Source organism: Polaromonas sp., from assembly GCF_041689105.1.
GTDB lineage: Bacteria > Pseudomonadota > Gammaproteobacteria > Burkholderiales > Burkholderiaceae_C > Polaromonas.
The window spans coordinates 1-15,560 of record NZ_JBDNGU010000141.1 but is presented as its reverse complement, the minus strand read 5'-3'; the positions used below and the strand labels follow the sequence as shown (position 1 = coordinate 15,560).

The following is a 15,560-nucleotide window of genomic DNA, read 5'->3' as shown; positions in this document are numbered from 1 at the left end:
ACCTTCTTCACCGACCAGGGCGTCTTCAGTCCAAGAAGGTGTTCGTACAGCGCGGTATCTTTCATGGCACAGGCAATCAATTTGGAAAACTGAATTGTGCTGGAGTGAAGGAAAATTCACAGTGGATTCGACGAAGAACCATTTTTTTTACTCCGCGCACTGACGTGCGAGTTTCTGGGCCTTCTTGATGTCGCGGCCCTGGGTGGACTTGTCACCACCGACGAGCAACAAAACATAGTGTCCACCGTGTTGAAAAAAGTACACCCTGTAGCCTGGACCATGATCAATCTTCAGCTCGGAGATGCCTTCGCCGACCGGTTCGACGACTCCGGGGTTACCGAGCGACAAGCGCCGGATGCGGATGTCAATGCGGGCGCGCGCTGTTCGATCCTTCAGGGACGCGAACCACTTCTCGTAATCGAGAGTTTGCCGAACTTCAATCACCGACGGATTGTATCACATGGGATACGAAAATAATGCGTAGCTTTTGTGCCGGAAAATGAGACCTGAAAGTGTTGTCGACTGGCGTGCAGCCTTCACGCCCGGTCGCGCCGGCCGCGTCAGATAATCCGCTTCAACAACCCCATCACCTGATTAAACCGCTTGCCATAAGGCGGGTAAAACAAGTCCCCCCTCGCCCACTTCGACTGCACCAGCACCGGCTTTTGCTGCGTCAGGCGCAAAAAGCCGGCTTCGCCGTGGTAGCTGCCCCAGCCGCTGTCGCCGACACCGCCAAAAGGCAGGTTCTCGTGGGCGATGTGCATCAGGGTGTCGTTGACGGTGACGCCGCCGCTCACGGTGCGGGCCAGCACGTCGTCGCGTGCGTCTGTGTTGGTGCCGAACCAGTACAGCGCCAGCGGGCGTGGGCGATCATTGATGTAGTTGACGGCTTCGTCGATGGACGCATAAGGCAGCACGGGCAGGATGGGGCCAAAAATTTCTTCACTGAGCAGTTTGGAGTCGGCCGCAGCATTGAACACCAGCACCGGCGCCATCTGCCGGGAGGCCGTGGCAGCAACCGCACCGGGGTTGACGACCTGGACCTGCGCGCCTTCGGCTTCGGCCTGCGCCACGAGCGCTTGCAGGCGTTCATGGTGGCGCGGGCTGATGATGGCGGCGTAGTCAGGGTTGCCGGTGATGGTCGGGAAGAGTTGGGCCACGGCGCGGGCGAAAGCCTCACCAAAAGCGGCCTCCTGCCCCTTTGGCAACAACACATAGTCGGGCGCGATACATGTCTGGCCGGCGTTGAGCAGCTTGCCGTGCGCGATCTTGATGGCGGCGGCGTCAAGGTCACACGACGCATCCACGATGCAAGGCGACTTGCCGCCCAGCTCCAGCGTGGTTGGCGTGAGGTTGGCGGCGGCCGCCTCGGCAACCTTGCGGCCCACGGCGGTGGAGCCGGTGAAAAACAGATGGTCAAACGGCAAGGCGGCAAAGGCTGCGGCCACCTCACCGTCACCCTGCACCACGCAGACCTCATCCGCCGCAAACACCTCACCCAGCAGTTTTTCGAGCAATGCGGAGGTAGCGGGTGTCAGCTCGCTCGGCTTGAGCATGATGCGGTTGCCTGCCGCCAGCGCGGTGATGACCGGCCCCAGCGACAGCTGCACCGGGTAGTTCCATGGGGAAACCACACCGACCACGCCCAGCGGCTGGCGCTGCAAAAAGGCCCGTGCGGGCAACAGGTACAGCGGGGTGCTGACGCGCACTGGCTTCATCCATTTCGCCAGTTTTTTGAGCGTGGTCGACAGCAATGAGCGCAGCACAAAAATGTCGGCAATCTCGGTGAGCTGCGGCGAGCGCACGCCAAAGTCCTGCTGCACCGCCTGCGCAAGCGCCGCGCCGTGCACATCGAGCAGTGCCTGAATGCGCAGCAGCCTGTCGCGGCGCAAGGCCAGCGGCACGTCGATTTGTGCGCGGCTGGCGCGGTGCTGGGCATCAAAAAGGGCGCGGATGTTGCGGGCGATGGAGGTAGTGGAGGTCATGCCGGGATCATAGGCGCGGATACAGCCCGGCGGTAGGGGCACGCCCCCAGCGACTTGCGCCCCAGACCGTCCCGGTTGGAAGAAGCCCCCGCGCCTTGATACAGCGCATCTCGCGCCCATTTCTTACACACGCGGACCGTTCTCGCCGTTAGAGTGAAACACGGGCATGACTTCCCCTCTCTAGATCCCGCTCCCTGTGGAAGGCATTCATGGAATTCAAGGACTACTACGAAACGCTGGGTCTGGCGCGTGATGCGACCCCGGACGAGATCAAACGCGCCTACCGCAAGCTGGCGCGCAAATACCACCCGGACGTCAGCAAGGAAAAAGACGCCGAGGCGCAGTTCAAGCAGGTGGCCGAGGCGTATGAAGCCCTCAGTGACCCTGAAAAACGCGCCGCCTACGACCGGCTTGGTGCCAACTACCAGTCCGGGCAGGAGTTTCGACCACCGCCAGACTGGAATGCCGGTGCGCAGGCAGGCCGCCCCGACTTCGGCCCCGGCGGCGGCGACCACAGCGACTTTTTTGACTCGCTGTTTCGGGGCATGGGCGGCGGCGCGCGTGGAGCGGGCGGCGGCGGCTCCTTCGACATGCACGGCCAGGACCAGCATGCGCGCATCCAGATCAGCATTGAAGACTCCTACCAGGGCGCCACACGCACGCTGCAGCTCCGGATGCCGGGGGCCAGTGCGGACGGCAGCATGCGCCCCCAGGACACGACCATCGAGTTCGTGATTCCCAAGGGCATACGCGCGGGCCAGCACATCCGTCTGGCGGGTCAAGGCTCGCCAGGTATCGGCCAGGGAAGCCCGGGTGACCTGTACCTGGATGTCGAGTTTTTGCCGCATCCGCTGTACCGGGCGCAAGGGCACGATGTGTCCATGGATTTACCCGTGGCACCCTGGGAGATCGCGCTGGGCGCCGAAGTCGAAGCACCGACGCCGACAGGCCGGGTCGAACTCAAGATTCCGGCTGGGTCGGCCGCGGGGCGCAAGCTGCGGCTCAAGGGCCGTGGCCTGCCGGGCAAGACGCCCGGTGATTTCTATTTTGTGTTGCAGATCGCGCAGCCGCCCGCCGACACAGAGGCCGCCAAAGCCGCCTACGGTGCCATGGCCGAGGCCTTCAAAAGCTTCAACCCGCGCGCCCACCTGGAAGGACAGCCATGACACCCGATCCGACACGCATCCGATTGACCGGTTTTGTTCTGGAAGAACAAACCGGCCTCACCCTGGTCGAGGTCTGCCGTGCCTGTGCGGCCGAGCCTGACATGGTAATGGCGCTGGTGGAAGAAGGGCTGGTGGCGCCCAGCGGCGCAGCGCCGGCGGAATGGCGCTTCACCGGCGTACACATGCACCGCGCCCGCGTGGCGGTGCGCCTGCAAAAAGACCTGGGCGTGAACATCGCCGGCGCTGCGCTGGCGCTGCAGTTGCTGGAAGAACTCGACAGCCTGCGGGCGCGGCTGCAGTCGCTGGAAGACACCGGCCACTAAAGCCCGCCGCACTGACGCGGCCTGTCGTGAATTTGCCCATAATTGCGGCATGACTACTCACACACCAGACAATCCCGCGATTGAGCGACTCGAAGCTGCCCTCGAGGCCATCACCGCCGCCGGCGCAGAAGGCTCGCGCATCTTCACACGCCTGTATGCCGACTCCGCCCGCGCGCAGGCCCATGCTGCCGACCAGCGCGCGGGCGCCGGCAAGGCCCTCGGCCCGCTGGACGGACGCATCGTCTCCATCAAGGATCTGTTTGACGTGGCTGGCGAAACCACCACCGCAGGGTCAAAGCTGCTGCAGGGCTGTGCGCCCGCCGACCGCGACGCGCCCGTGGTCAGCCGCCTGCGCGCAGCAGGAGCGGTGATCATTGGCAAGACCAACATGACGGAGTTTGCGTTTTCGGGCGTGGGCATCAACCCGCATTACGGCACGCCCGGCAACGCGCTCGACAGCACCCGCATACCCGGGGGCTCGTCGTCGGGGGCAGCCGTCTCGGTCGCGCGCGGCATGGCCGAGATCGCCATCGGCACGGACACCGGCGGCTCGGTACGTATCCCGTCGGCGCTCAACGGCCTGGTGGGTTTCAAGCCGACACAGGCGCGGGTGCCGCGCGATGGCGCGTATCCGCTGTCTTACACACTGGACAGCATCGGCCCGCTGTGCCGCAGTGTGGCCGATGCCGCCTCGGCCGACAGCGTGCTGGCGGGCCTGGCCCACCAGCCCTTGGTGCCGCGCGAGGTGCGAGGCCTGCGCCTGGGCGTGCCGCGAGGACTGCTGTTCAGCCAGGCCGACGAAGCAGTGCTGGCTGCCGTAGAGCAGGCAGTCGGCAAACTGCTAGGCGCAGGTGCCAGCGTCAGCAATGAAGCTTTCGATGATCTTCTCGGCGAGCCCTTCCGCTTACAGGCGCGCGGATCGCTGACCGCCGTCGAGGCGGCGTGGATCCACCGCGAGGGCGTGAAAAGCCGCCCTGACGCCTACGACCCGATCGTGCTGGGTCGCATACGCAGCGGGCAGGCGCTGGATGCTGCCAGCTACGTGGGCATACAGCAGGCGCGCGCCGCGCTGATGGGCGCGCTGGATGCGCGCATGACCCGCCTGGACGCGTTGGTGCTTCCGACGCTGCCCCTGCTGGCGCCGCGTATCGATGAGGTGCAGAACGACGATGAATTCCTGTGCATCAACGCCCGGCTGCTGCGCAACCCCTCGGTGTTCAATTTCTTTGATCTGCCAGCGCTGTCGCTGCCCCTGCCGCGTCAAGGTGGTCTGGCTGTCGGGTTGATGCTGGTCGGTCGCCGCGGCGCTGACCGCGAACTGCTGGCGCTGGGTGCGGCGGTAGAGGGCGTGCTCAGCGGCACTTAATGCGTCGTTTCGGGCCGAGCCAGCGCATCAGGAGCCATTGGTGGATGGTTGAGCCCATCCCCGCTCACCCCAAAAGTTTTGCCTTCCCTCGGGATTTACCCTTGCTTTTGATTAGTTGCATTACCAACTAGTTGACACATCAACTTCATCTTGCCAAGATCACAGTTGCCGGAAACCCTGGCACCTCGGTCGTTCCCGGCCGCGCGAATCTCAACAAGCAGGAGACATGACATGACATTCAAGCTCACTCTCGCGGCGGCCATTGCACTGGCCGCCATGCAATCGTTCGCCGCTGACGTGAAAGTCGGCATCGTTGGTCCGTTCTCGGGCCCTTTCGCACACTACGGCAAGCTGTTCAAGGACGGCGCCGAGTCTTACATCGCCAACCAGGGGGGAAAGCTGGGCGGCAAAACCGTGGAGCTCATTTATCGCGACACCAGCGGCCCCAACCCAGGCGGCACCAAAAACCTCGTGCAGGAACTGATCGTCAAAGACAAGGTGGACTACCTGGGCGGCTTCGTTTTCACGCCCAATGCGATGGCCGTCGCTCCGCTGATTCAGGAGGCAAAGGTGCCCACAGTGATCTTCAACGCAGCCACCTCGCAGATCACCGAAAAGTCCGACTATTTCATCCGCACTTCGTACACACTGTGGCAGGTCACAGTACCGCTGGCCCAGCAAATGTATAAAAACGGCGTGCGCAAAGTCGTCACAGCTGTAACCGACTACGCGCCAGGTGTTGACGCTGAGACCGCATTCAAGACAGAGTTCACCAAGTTAGGTGGCACTGTGGTGGAGAGTATCCGGATGCCGGTACCAACCACTGACTTCGGACCATTTTCTCAACGCATCAAGGCCAGCGGCGCGCAGGCGGTTTACACCTTCCTGCCTGGTGGTCCGCCCAACCTGGGCTTCGTCAAGGCCTACAACGACAATGGTTTGCGGGCGGCCGGTGTGGAGTTTTTTGGCACCGCCGAGATGGACGAGTTCGACCTTCAGAAGTTCGGCGACGCTGCGCTGGGCCTGACAACCTCGTTCCACTACTCGGCTGCACATGATTCGCCGGCCAACAAGGCATTCGTTGCAGCGATGGGCAAGCAGGCGAAAGACTCGACCGCCAACTATGCATCGGTCGGCGCTTGGGACGGCATGTACGTGATCCACAAAATGATAGAAGCTACAGGCGGCCAACGCGACGGTGACAAAGCCTTGAACGCGGCCAGGCAGCTCAAGTGGGAAAGCCCACGCGGTCCAGTGAGCATCGACGCCAAAACTCGCCACATTACGCAGAATGTGTATCTGCGCAAGGTCGAACGCGCAGGCACAGTGCTGGTCAACCGCGAGACACAGAACTTTGGGCCACAGATCGACTTTGGCCTGGTGAAGTAAGCCGACGGTAAAAACGAGAAAAGCGAAGCGGGCTACTTGATGCAGACACTGGTCAACATCGTGATCGACGGCATCGCCTATGGCATGGTGCTGTTCATCATTTCCGTGGGTTTGTCGATCACGCTGGGGTTGATGCGCTTCATTAATCTCGCCCACGGCGCCTTCGCCATGACAGGCGGCTACCTGACGGCCTGGTTGGTGCGGGTGCAAGGTTTCGATTTCTGGCTGGGCACGCTGTTGGCGGTGCTGGCGACTGGCCTGCTCGGCGCGGTACTCGAGTCGCTGGTACTACGACGGCTGTACCGCCGCAGCGAACTTGACCAAGTGCTGTTCACCATCGGCCTGACCTTTACATTTGTCGCCGCGGCCAACTTGCTGTTCGGTGCCGAGGTGCAGCTCATTCCCCTGCCCCCCCTGCTATCGGGACCGGTGGACCTGGGCATTCGCACTTTGCCAGCACAGCGCGTGCTGGTGTTCGTGGCGGGCGTGGCCATCACCGCTTTTAGTTGGTGGGCCATCAACCGCACGCGTTTCGGTGTGTGGGTCCGTGCCATGGTGGACAACCGCGAAGCCGCAGCCTCCTTGGGCATCAGCATCCGCTGGGTGTTCGGCCTGACTTTTGCCTTTGGCGCCGGTCTCGCCGCGCTAGGTGGTGTGCTTGGCGCCGAACTCATGCCGCTCGAACCCTACTACCCCCTCAAATACCTGGTGCTGGTGTTGGTAGTGGTCGCCGTCGGTGGCATGGGCAACATTTTTGGCTCCCTGGCAGCAGCACTGCTTTTGGGCACCGTGGACACCGCCAGCAAATACCTGGCGTCCGGCTATGGCAGCCTGTTTTTCTTCGCCGCCATGGTGATGCTCCTGGTCTGGCGGCCGCGCGGTCTACTTGTACGGGGAGCCAGGTAAAGCATGGATATGAGCGCATTCACTGCCAGCCGCGGTATACGCCATGGCGCGGCCTGGAAGCACTGCCTGGCTATCGCGCTGATGGCTGTGCTGGCGTGGCTCATGTTCCCCGACCAGTTGCCCTTTCTGTCGAGGATTGCCATCATGGCGATCCTGGTGCTGTCGCTGGACCTGGTGGTCGGCTTTGGTGGACTGGCCACGTTGGGACACGCCGCGCTGTATGGCGTGGGAGCTTACGCCGCGGGCATCCTGGCTACGCGATACACCGGCGATCCGCTGGCTGGCCTGATGGTTGGGGCACTGATGGGGGCTTTCACCGCCGGTATATCGGGTCTGCTGCTGCTTCGTTATGAGGGTTTCACATTTTTGATGCTCACGGTGGCAGTGGCGCAAATCGTGCAAAACCTGGCCAGCAAGCTGCGAGACCTGACCGGTGGCGACGACGGCCTGAGCGGCTTCAGCATCCAGCGCTTGCTGGGCTTCAGGTTCGATATGCAAGGCCAAACCGGTTATGTGTATGCCGTTGTGATGCTCCTGGCTTGCTACTGGTTTGCCAGGCGCGTGACGGATTCGCCTTTCGGCCTGTCGGTACAGGGCATCCACCAAAGCCGCGCCCGCATGCGTGCGCTAGGCACGCGCATACCGATGCAACTCTGGAAGCTGTATACCTTTTCGGGCTTGCTGGCGGGTCTGGCCGGCGCGCTGTCCGCACAGACCAACGCGATTGTTGGCCTCGACTCGCTCGGTTTCGAGTTGTCCGCTGAAATTCTGGTGATGCTGATTCTCGGCGGCTCCGGCCGCCTGTATGGCGCACTGATTGGTACTGTGATCTTCATGGTCCTGCACCACACTGCAGCGTCGATCAACCCCTACCATTGGCTGTTTGTCATCGGTGGCATGCTGATGCTGGTAGTGTTGGTGCCGAGGGAAAAAATTGTTGGCTGGCGGATGGCACGTCGCAAAAAGGCAGCAGCATGAGCGGTCTTCTCGTTCAAGGTCTGCACAAATCCTTCGGCGGTCTGCGCGTGACGAACAACGTGTCTTTGGCGCTCGCGCCTGGCGCGCGCGTGGCCCTGATTGGCCCCAACGGCGCAGGCAAAACCACCTTGGTTAACCTGATAAGCGGCGTGCTCGCGCCTGGCAGCGGCAGCATCTCGCTTGACGGACAAGACATCGGTGCCTGGCCACAGGAGCGGCGCGTGAAGGCCGGGCTGGTTCGGACCTTCCAGATCACCACCCTGGCCGCGCGTCTGCCAGTCCTGCGGCAAGTGGAAATGGCGCTCCACGTGCGCGAGGGTCTGGCGCATCGTTGGTGGCGCTCGGTCGATGCGCTGCCTGCCGTTCGTGAGGAGGCCTGCGCCATCCTTGATGATTTGGGTCTGTCCCACGCCGCGCCGCGCACCCCGCTTGAACTGGCCTATGGGGAACAACGGCTGGTCGAGATGGCGCTAGCCCTGGCGCTGCGGCCCCGCGTGCTGCTGCTGGACGAACCCATGGCGGGCGTGCCGCGCAGCGAAAGCGACACTTTGCTGCGAGCCCTTGACCGACTTCCGCCTGAGCTGGCGGTGCTGATCATTGAGCACGACATGGATGTGGTGTTCCGCTTCGCACAACACATCATCGTGATGGCCGAAGGCGCGGTCCTGGCAGCCGGAACGCCGGCGGAGATCCGCCAGCACAGCGCCGTGCGCGACGCTTACCTGGGCCACAAACCATGAGCCGCCGGACGGCGCATAGCGCGAAGGCTAGAGAATGAACACCGCTTCGTTTCTGTCTTTGCAGGATCTGGTGGCCGGCTATGGCTCGGTCACCGTGCTCAATGGTCTGAGTCTTGAGGTGCCGACCGGCGCGCGCCTGGCGGTGCTGGGGCGCAATGGCGTAGGCAAATCCACCGCGATGAAGGCCATCATGGGCCTGGCTGATGTGAGCGCGGGCCGCATTGCTTTTAATGGCGAAGATATCACCCACCTGTCGACACACGAAAGAGCCCAGCGCGGCATCGGCTACGTGCCGCAGACACGCGACATTTTTGCCTCGCTAACGGTGGAAGAAAACCTGGTAGCAGGCCTGCAGCGCCGACCACTGCAAGGCTTGGCGGCAGCTTATGACATGTTTCCACGCCTCGCAGAGCGGCGGCGCAACCTTGGCAACCAGCTATCGGGCGGCGAGCAGCAGATGCTGGCGGTCGCCCGCGCCGTGCTCGGCCGGCCCCGCCTGCTGTTGCTGGACGAGCCACTGGAGGGCCTGGCCCCCATCATCTGCCAAGAGCTACTGGAAGCGTTTCGGCGGATGGCCGACGACAGCGGTGTTGCGGTGGTGATGGTCGAGCAACAGGTCCAGGAAGCCCTGGGGTTCGCGCGCGAAGCCGTGATCCTCGAAAAGGGCAGGCAGGTGCATGCCAGTTCCAGCGCTCATCTGCTCGACAACCCCGCCCTGCTGGACCGCTACATCGGCATGGCCATCGAATGAAAAGCGCCAGGCGCAAACACACTGACATAGAGACTTTTCCATGAGCACACTTGCCCCCTCCAACGTCCCCGTGGTCGATATTGATCCTTTCTCCACGGAATTTTTGACCGATCCCTATGCTGCACACCAACAGATGCGCGAAGCCGGGCCGGTGGTGTATCTCCCGAAATACGAGATCTATGCGATGGCACGCCATGCCGAGGTTCATGCCGTGCTGGGTGACTGGGAAACCTTCATCTCGTCGGCAGGTGTGGGCCTGGCGAATTTTCGAAAGGAAACCCCTTTCCGCCCCCAAAGCCTGATCCTGGAAGCCGACCCGCCCCAGCACACCAAATCCCGTACCGTGCTTTCCCGCGTGCTTTCACCCAAAAGCGTGATGGCCTTGCGTACTTCCTTTCAGGCTGAAGCCGTAGCGCTGGCTGAAAGACTGCTCGCCAGGTGCGAGATTGATGCCGTGAAGGAGATCGGCGAAGCTTATCCCCTCAAGGTCTTTCCCGACGCCGTGGGCTTGACATCCGACGGACGAGAGAACTTGCTGGCCTATGGCGACATGATCTTCAATGCCTTCGGCCCGCGCAATGAGCTGTTTGCCAATGCTGTCAAGCGGGTGGGGCCAACAACGCAGTGGATCATGGCCAACTGCCAACGCGCGGCACTGCGCCCTGGTGGCCTCGGCGACCAGATCTACCAGGCAGTGGACAGCGGTGAACTGACCGAGGACGAGGCGCCGATGCTGGTGCGCTCCTTTCTGTCGGCTGGCGTGGACACCACCGTCAATGGCATTGGCAATGCCTTGTATTGCCTGGCACAGTTCCCCGAGCAATGGGCCAAGCTTCATGCCAACCCTGCGCTGGCACGGCCGGCTTTCGAAGAGGCTTTGCGCTACGAGTCAGCGGTACAGACTTTCTTTCGCACCAGCAGCCGCGATGCTGAAGTCGGGGGTGTCCAGATTACCGAAGGATGCAAGGTACTCACCTTTCTGGGCGCCGCAAATCGGGACCCATGTCAGTGGCCAAACGCGGATGTATTCGACATCGAGCGCCGGCCGTCGGGGCACATGGCTTTTGGTTCGGGCATTCACGGCTGCGTCGGCCAGATGGTCGCCCGGCTGGAAGGCGAGCTGGTGCTCGGTGAGCTGGCCAAACGCTTCAAGCGCATCGAAATCACGGCGCCGCCGACGCGCCGTCTCAACAACACCTTGCGCGCACTGGGCAGTCTGCCACTGCGCCTGATTCCCGCTTAAGGAGACGCAACAATGCCCACGATTCACCTGATTCCCTATGGCGCAGCAACCATCAACCTCGACGTGCCCGAAGGCGTGAGCCTGATGCAGGCGGCCGTCTCGGCGGGTGTTGCCGGCATCGTCGGCGAATGTGGTGGCTCGGCCATGTGCGCCACCTGCCATGTGTACGTGGACGAAGCCTACGCCGGGCTGCTAGCCCCCATGTCGCCGGTGGAGGCCGAGTTGCTCGAATGCACCGCCAGCGATCGCGAACCGACCAGCCGGCTGAGCTGTCAGATCAAAATATCGGGCACGTTGGACGGTTTGATCGTCCGTCTTCCGGAGCGGCAACAATAGAGGACTCCAGGCCTACATCCGACCATTTCCATGACCGCCAGCAAGACCGATCCGACCCGAGGCCCCGCCGTTCAGCTTGACCGATACACGCCAGCGTATTTCACATTCATCGCCAACAAGCTGGCGCGAGGCGCTTCGAGTCACTACCTGGAGTCTTACGGCGTAGGCATCGAGACCTGGCGCGTCATGGTGATGCTGGCCATTGAGAAGAGCGTCACCGCGCAGCGGGTCTGTCAGCTTATCGGCATGGACAAAGGTTCGGTCAGCCGCACCTTCAAATCCATGCACACCAAAGGTTTCATCGAGTTCAGCTCCGACACGCAAGACGGCCGCCTGCGCTACGCCACGTTTACCGCCACTGGCAGGCAACTTCACGACCGCATCATGCGGCTGGCGCTTGAGCGTGAGACAGCATTCCTTTCCGTGCTCAGCGCGCAGGAAATTGATACGCTCATCGACTTGCTGCGGCGCTTGCATGAAAACCTGCCCAACGTAGAGATGGCCACTGATGCGTATGTCGTTGAGGAAAAAGCTTCAATGAAAAAGTCCAGCCCAAAAAAGAAAGCGCGCAAAACGTGACGCAACATGTGGTCATCGTCGGGGGCGGCCACGCCGCAGCGCAGCTTTGCGCCTCTTTGACTGAGGAAAAATTCGACGGGCGAGTGACCATGGTCAGCGATGAGCGCCACCTACCCTATCACCGTCCGCCGCTGTCGAAGACACTCATCCAGGACGCGACCGCTGTCCTGCCGGAGCTGCGTGGCGCGACGCTTTACCAACAGCAGGGCGTCACGCTACAGCTTGGAACCCAGGTTGTAGCGATTGACCGCGACCGTCGCCAACTCGCCCTGTCGCCGGGCGGCACATTGCCCTACGATCACCTGGTGCTGGCCACCGGCGCGCGGGCGCGGCCCTTGCCAGATGTTCCCGCAGGGACAGCTGGTGTTTTCTATCTGCGGACCTTCGACGATGCCGTGGCCCTCAAGATTCACGCCGCAGCCGCGCAGCAGGTGCTGGTGCTGGGCGGTGGCTTTATCGGGCTTGAACTGGCGGCCACACTGCGCGCGCTTGGCAAGCAGGTGACGGTGGTCGATAGTGCTTCGCGCCTGATGGCGCGCGCCGTATCACCCGGGATTTCAGCGCATGTTCTGAACGCCCACACCGCCAACGGTATCTCCGTGCGTATGGCGCAGCCGGTGGCGCAAGTGGTGGTGGAACAGGGACGTTTTCGGGCGCTCGTGCTGGGTGAAGAGACGCTGGAAGCCAACATGCTGATCGTGGGCATCGGATCGCTCCCCAATACGGGCTTGGCTGAAGCTGCCGGACTGGCCTGCGACAACGGCGTCGTAGTGGACGAAGAGCTACGCACGTCGGACGCCGCCATCAGCGCCATCGGCGACTGCGCTTCCTTTCACTACCCGTTGTGGAGCCAGCGCCTGCGGCTCGAATCAGTGCAAAACGCCAACCAGCAGGCGCGCCATGTTGCGGCTCGGCTGTGCGGCGCGCGGAAGCCGTTCCTGAACATGCCGTGGTTCTGGTCCGATCAGGGCGGCATTCGATTGCAGATGACCGGGCTATGGAGGCCAGACTATCGTAGCGAGACATCCCCGGCCAACGCCAATGGGGGATTCTCGATCATGCATTACGAAAACGATACCTTGAGAGCGGTTGAATCGATCAACGCAGCGCCGGAGCATCTCCGGGCGCGTAAGTCCTTGCAACAAAGCACTTGAAAATGAAATGCATATTCAGGACATTTTTCAAGTGAAGAGACAATTGTGGCTCCAGCTCTTGACTGACGGTCGTCAACAGCTACTTTTTTAGTAGCAAACTGGACCTCACCAGCTCAGTAAAGCGTGGCCCGCTGCCGGTCTGCCAACTCCCTGTCGTACTTCTCGCCATCGATGTCCGAAGCGGTCAGCGACGCCAGCATGGTCCCGGTGCTGGGCAGCCTGGCCCGTGCGTTGGGCGCGGGCGTCTGCCACAAGCCGGAGCGCTGGATGGCACGTGCGCACTGAAAAAAGACCGCCTCCACCTTGACGACGATGACGCATTTGGGCATTTGACCCTGCACCACAAATGGCGCCAGCACCTCGGGCGCAGTCGTGATGCTGGCCCGTCCGTTGACACGCAAGGTTTCGCCCACACCGGGAATCAGGAAAAGCAGGGGCACACGCGGGTCTTGCAGGATGTTGCGCAAGCTGTCTACGCGGTTGTTGCCGCGGCGCTCCGGCAGCAATAAGGTGCGCTCGTCCCGCACCTGCACAAAGCCGGGTGCATCGCCGCGCGGCGAAGCGTCCCGACCGTCGGGGCCGGCTGTCGCCAGCTCCGCAAACGGCTAAGCCGTTATCAGCGCCTGGTAATGCGGATAAACGAAGGCGACTTCTTTCCGGATGGAAGCTTTGCCAACTTCGCCAAACAGCGTCGCCAGTTGAATCGCGTTGCTGATGGCATGGGTGTCTGTGCTGATGGTTATGCGAAGACCCGGTAAGAAGGAGGAATCATAGGCGAAGCCTCGCCTGGGCCGAATCGCAGACAGTTGCATCGCCCGTAGACGGAGCGCATCGGCCCGCTGATGACTTAGAGCGGACAAAATATCCCCATGGCCAAGGAGGGCTCGCTTGCCAGTCCGGCGCGCCACCGCGCATTGACCAGACAATCCGCCTCGGCATGACCGAGTTTGCGTTTTCGGGCGTGGGCATCAACCCGCATTACGGCACGCCCGGCAACGCGCTCGACAGCACCCGCATTCCCGGCGGCTCGTCATCGGGTGCGGGCGTGTCGGTGGCGCACGGCATGTGTGAGATCGCCATCGGTTCGGACACCGGCGGCTCGGTACGTATCCCGTCGGCGCTCAACGGCCTGGTGGGTTTCAAGCCGACACAGGCGCGGGTGCCGCGCGACGGCGCCTACCCGCTGTCTTATACGCTGGACACCATCGGTCCGCTGTGCCGCCGCCGACTGCGTGCTGGCGGGCATCGCCAACCAGCCCTTGTCGCCTCGCGACATCCGCGGCCTGCGACTGGGCGTGCCGCGCGGGCTGCTGTTCAGCAACACGCAGGACGAAGTTTTGACAGCGGTGGAGCAGGCGCTGGCCGCGTTGGCCATGGCCGGTGCCACGGTCACCGCCCCGGCGCTCGACGATCTGCTGGGCGAGCCCTTCCGGCTGCAGGAACGCGGCACGCTGGTGGCTGCGGAAGCCGCCTGGATACACCGCGACGGGACCGCCACCCGCCCCGAAGCCTACGACCCGATGGTGCTGGGCCGCATACGCCGGGGCCAGGCGATGGACGCCGCCAGCTACGTGGGCATCCAGCAGGCACGTACTGCGCTGATGGGCGCGTTCGATGCACGCGTGGCCGGCCTCGACGCCCTGCTGCTGCCAACCGTACCGCTGCTGGCACCGCTGATGAATGAGGTGCAGGACGAAGACGCTTTCCTGCGCATCAACGCCCTGCTGCTGCGCAATCCCTCGGTGTTCAACTTTTTCGACTTGCCGGCTCTGTCATTGCCGCTGCCGCGCCAGCGCGGGCTGGCCGTCGGGTTGATGCTGGTGGGCAAACGCGGCGGTGACCGGGAACTGCTGGCGCTGGGTGCGGCAGTCGAAGGCTTGCTGCTTCAGCGTTGAGCCGACGTCACCGCACCATTTCCATCCACAGCGCAGTCGACGCCTCGAGACGTACCGATGCGCCATCGGCCAGCGCGCGCCACGCCAGGGTGTGCGGCGCCACGGTCACAAAATCCTTGCCGACCTGCACGATCACGGGCTCGTCCCAGGCGTAGACCGCCACACGCGCGCCGGCGCGGACTTCCACATTGAGCGCACCGCGCACACGGACAAGATGCGCACGGCTGTGACCGTGTTTGAGCATCAGGTTAAAGCCCTCCGCCGGTCCGTCGATCAGCTCGCAGCCACAGGCTTTTGCACCGTCAAAACGCAGCGGTGGGTCTTGTGCCGTCAGCGCATGGGCCTGCCCATTGAACGTGAGGCGCGCGCCTGCGCCGCCGAGCACGGCAAACCAGCGTTGCACGCCATCGAAATGCGAGAACGGCCCGTTTTTTTCGATCTCTGCCACCGAAATGCGCCAGTCCCAGTCTTGCGGCGTGGGCCAGGCAATCAGTTCCCGCGTGACGCCTCCGCCGTTACGCCACGGCGTGGGCGCCACTTCTTCCAGGGGAATCATTTGCCAGCTCATGGGGTCACCTCCGCTTTGCGGGTTGGGGGATCGGGCCTAGCAGGCTGCTGAAATACCTCCCCATCATGTCCACGGGCATAAATGCCCAAACGTTATAGAAGCTCCAACTACAAAGATACCAAATGCGCGGAGCCGACACCTTCACCGAAAGCCTTTTCACGATGCGCCACCTGGATGATTT

16 protein-coding genes and 2 pseudogenes are annotated in these 15,560 nt (G+C 62.7%); 14 read left to right on the top strand and 4 right to left on the bottom strand.

From position 1 onward, the window contains the following. Positions 1 to 147: 147 nt before the first annotated feature. Both ACESMT_RS14775 and ACESMT_RS14770 read right to left on the bottom strand, forming a co-directional pair. Positions 148 to 444, bottom strand: coding sequence for a type II toxin-antitoxin system RelE/ParE family toxin (locus ACESMT_RS14775; protein WP_372827351.1), 297 nt, complete (start codon positions 442 to 444; stop codon positions 148 to 150). A gap of 116 nt (positions 445 to 560) precedes the next feature. Continuing rightward, positions 561 to 1,985: a coniferyl aldehyde dehydrogenase gene (locus ACESMT_RS14770; protein WP_372827350.1), complete on the bottom strand. Its 1,425-nt coding sequence runs from the start codon at positions 1,983 to 1,985 to the stop codon at positions 561 to 563. Between the two features lie 209 nt (positions 1,986 to 2,194). On the opposite strand from ACESMT_RS14770, the gene ACESMT_RS14765 reads away from it, so the two are divergent. The 12 genes from ACESMT_RS14765 to ACESMT_RS14710 all read left to right on the top strand — a co-directional run bounded on the left by ACESMT_RS14765 (position 2,195) and on the right by ACESMT_RS14710 (position 12,916). Beyond that, positions 2,195 to 3,151 (top strand): DnaJ C-terminal domain-containing protein, encoded by a 957-nt coding sequence (locus tag ACESMT_RS14765; protein ID WP_372827349.1) that lies wholly within the window; start codon positions 2,195 to 2,197, stop codon positions 3,149 to 3,151. Then, on the top strand, positions 3,148 to 3,474 hold the full coding sequence (locus ACESMT_RS14760; protein WP_372827348.1) for a chaperone modulator CbpM: 327 nt from the start codon (positions 3,148 to 3,150) through the stop codon (positions 3,472 to 3,474). The genes ACESMT_RS14765 and ACESMT_RS14760 overlap by 4 nt, the downstream gene beginning before the upstream one ends. Positions 3,475 to 3,523: 49 nt before the next feature. Continuing rightward, positions 3,524 to 4,840 (top strand): amidase, encoded by a 1,317-nt coding sequence (locus ACESMT_RS14755; protein ID WP_372827347.1) that lies wholly within the window; start codon positions 3,524 to 3,526, stop codon positions 4,838 to 4,840. A gap of 231 nt (positions 4,841 to 5,071) precedes the next feature. After that, positions 5,072 to 6,229, top strand: coding sequence for an ABC transporter substrate-binding protein (locus tag ACESMT_RS14750; protein WP_372827346.1), 1,158 nt, complete (start codon positions 5,072 to 5,074; stop codon positions 6,227 to 6,229). Positions 6,230 to 6,268: 39 nt separating this feature from the next. Further along, positions 6,269 to 7,135 (top strand): branched-chain amino acid ABC transporter permease, encoded by an 867-nt coding sequence (locus ACESMT_RS14745; protein ID WP_372827345.1) that lies wholly within the window; start codon positions 6,269 to 6,271, stop codon positions 7,133 to 7,135. A 9-nt stretch (positions 7,136 to 7,144) separates the two neighbouring features. Next, the gene (locus ACESMT_RS14740; protein ID WP_372827344.1) at positions 7,145 to 8,113 is read left to right on the top strand and encodes a branched-chain amino acid ABC transporter permease; all 969 of its coding nucleotides are present in this window, start codon (positions 7,145 to 7,147) and stop codon (positions 8,111 to 8,113) included. Next, a complete protein-coding gene (locus tag ACESMT_RS14735) occupies positions 8,110 to 8,853 on the top strand; it encodes an ABC transporter ATP-binding protein (RefSeq protein WP_372827343.1) in 744 nt (247 codons plus the stop codon). Before ACESMT_RS14740 ends, ACESMT_RS14735 begins: the two co-directional genes overlap by 4 nt. Positions 8,854 to 8,887: 34 nt before the next feature. Next, complete coding sequence (locus ACESMT_RS14730) at positions 8,888 to 9,604, top strand: ABC transporter ATP-binding protein (RefSeq protein ID WP_372827342.1); 717 nt, start codon at positions 8,888 to 8,890, stop codon at positions 9,602 to 9,604. A gap of 40 nt (positions 9,605 to 9,644) precedes the next feature. Then, the gene (locus ACESMT_RS14725; RefSeq protein WP_372827341.1) at positions 9,645 to 10,847 is read left to right on the top strand and encodes a cytochrome P450; all 1,203 of its coding nucleotides are present in this window, start codon (positions 9,645 to 9,647) and stop codon (positions 10,845 to 10,847) included. Between the two features lie 12 nt (positions 10,848 to 10,859). Continuing rightward, entirely contained in the window at positions 10,860 to 11,183 is a 324-nt protein-coding gene (locus tag ACESMT_RS14720; protein ID WP_372827340.1) for a 2Fe-2S iron-sulfur cluster-binding protein, read from the top strand. Between the two features lie 30 nt (positions 11,184 to 11,213). Further along, positions 11,214 to 11,762: a MarR family winged helix-turn-helix transcriptional regulator gene (locus ACESMT_RS14715; RefSeq protein WP_372827339.1), complete on the top strand. Its 549-nt coding sequence runs from the start codon at positions 11,214 to 11,216 to the stop codon at positions 11,760 to 11,762. Continuing rightward, positions 11,759 to 12,916, top strand: a complete 1,158-nt coding sequence (locus ACESMT_RS14710; RefSeq protein WP_372827338.1) for an NAD(P)/FAD-dependent oxidoreductase — start codon at positions 11,759 to 11,761, stop codon at positions 12,914 to 12,916. The genes ACESMT_RS14715 and ACESMT_RS14710 overlap by 4 nt, the downstream gene beginning before the upstream one ends. Before the next feature lie 113 nt (positions 12,917 to 13,029). On the opposite strand, the pseudogene ACESMT_RS14705 reads toward ACESMT_RS14710, so the two are convergent. Beyond that, positions 13,030 to 13,653, bottom strand: a pseudogene (locus tag ACESMT_RS14705) (pyridoxamine 5'-phosphate oxidase family protein). A gap of 200 nt (positions 13,654 to 13,853) precedes the next feature. Between ACESMT_RS14705 and ACESMT_RS14700 the strand changes: the two are divergent. Both ACESMT_RS14700 and ACESMT_RS14695 read left to right on the top strand, forming a co-directional pair. Then, a pseudogene (locus tag ACESMT_RS14700) lies at positions 13,854 to 14,078 on the top strand (amidase family protein); the annotation flags it as partial. Between the two features lie 70 nt (positions 14,079 to 14,148). Next, a complete protein-coding gene (locus ACESMT_RS14695) occupies positions 14,149 to 14,811 on the top strand; it encodes an amidase family protein (RefSeq protein ID WP_372827337.1) in 663 nt (220 codons plus the stop codon). A 7-nt stretch (positions 14,812 to 14,818) separates the two neighbouring features. On the opposite strand, the gene ACESMT_RS14690 is transcribed toward ACESMT_RS14695, so the two are convergent. Beyond that, on the bottom strand, positions 14,819 to 15,379 hold the full coding sequence (locus tag ACESMT_RS14690; RefSeq protein ID WP_372827336.1) for a HutD family protein: 561 nt from the start codon (positions 15,377 to 15,379) through the stop codon (positions 14,819 to 14,821). Positions 15,380 to 15,560 lie beyond the last annotated feature (181 nt).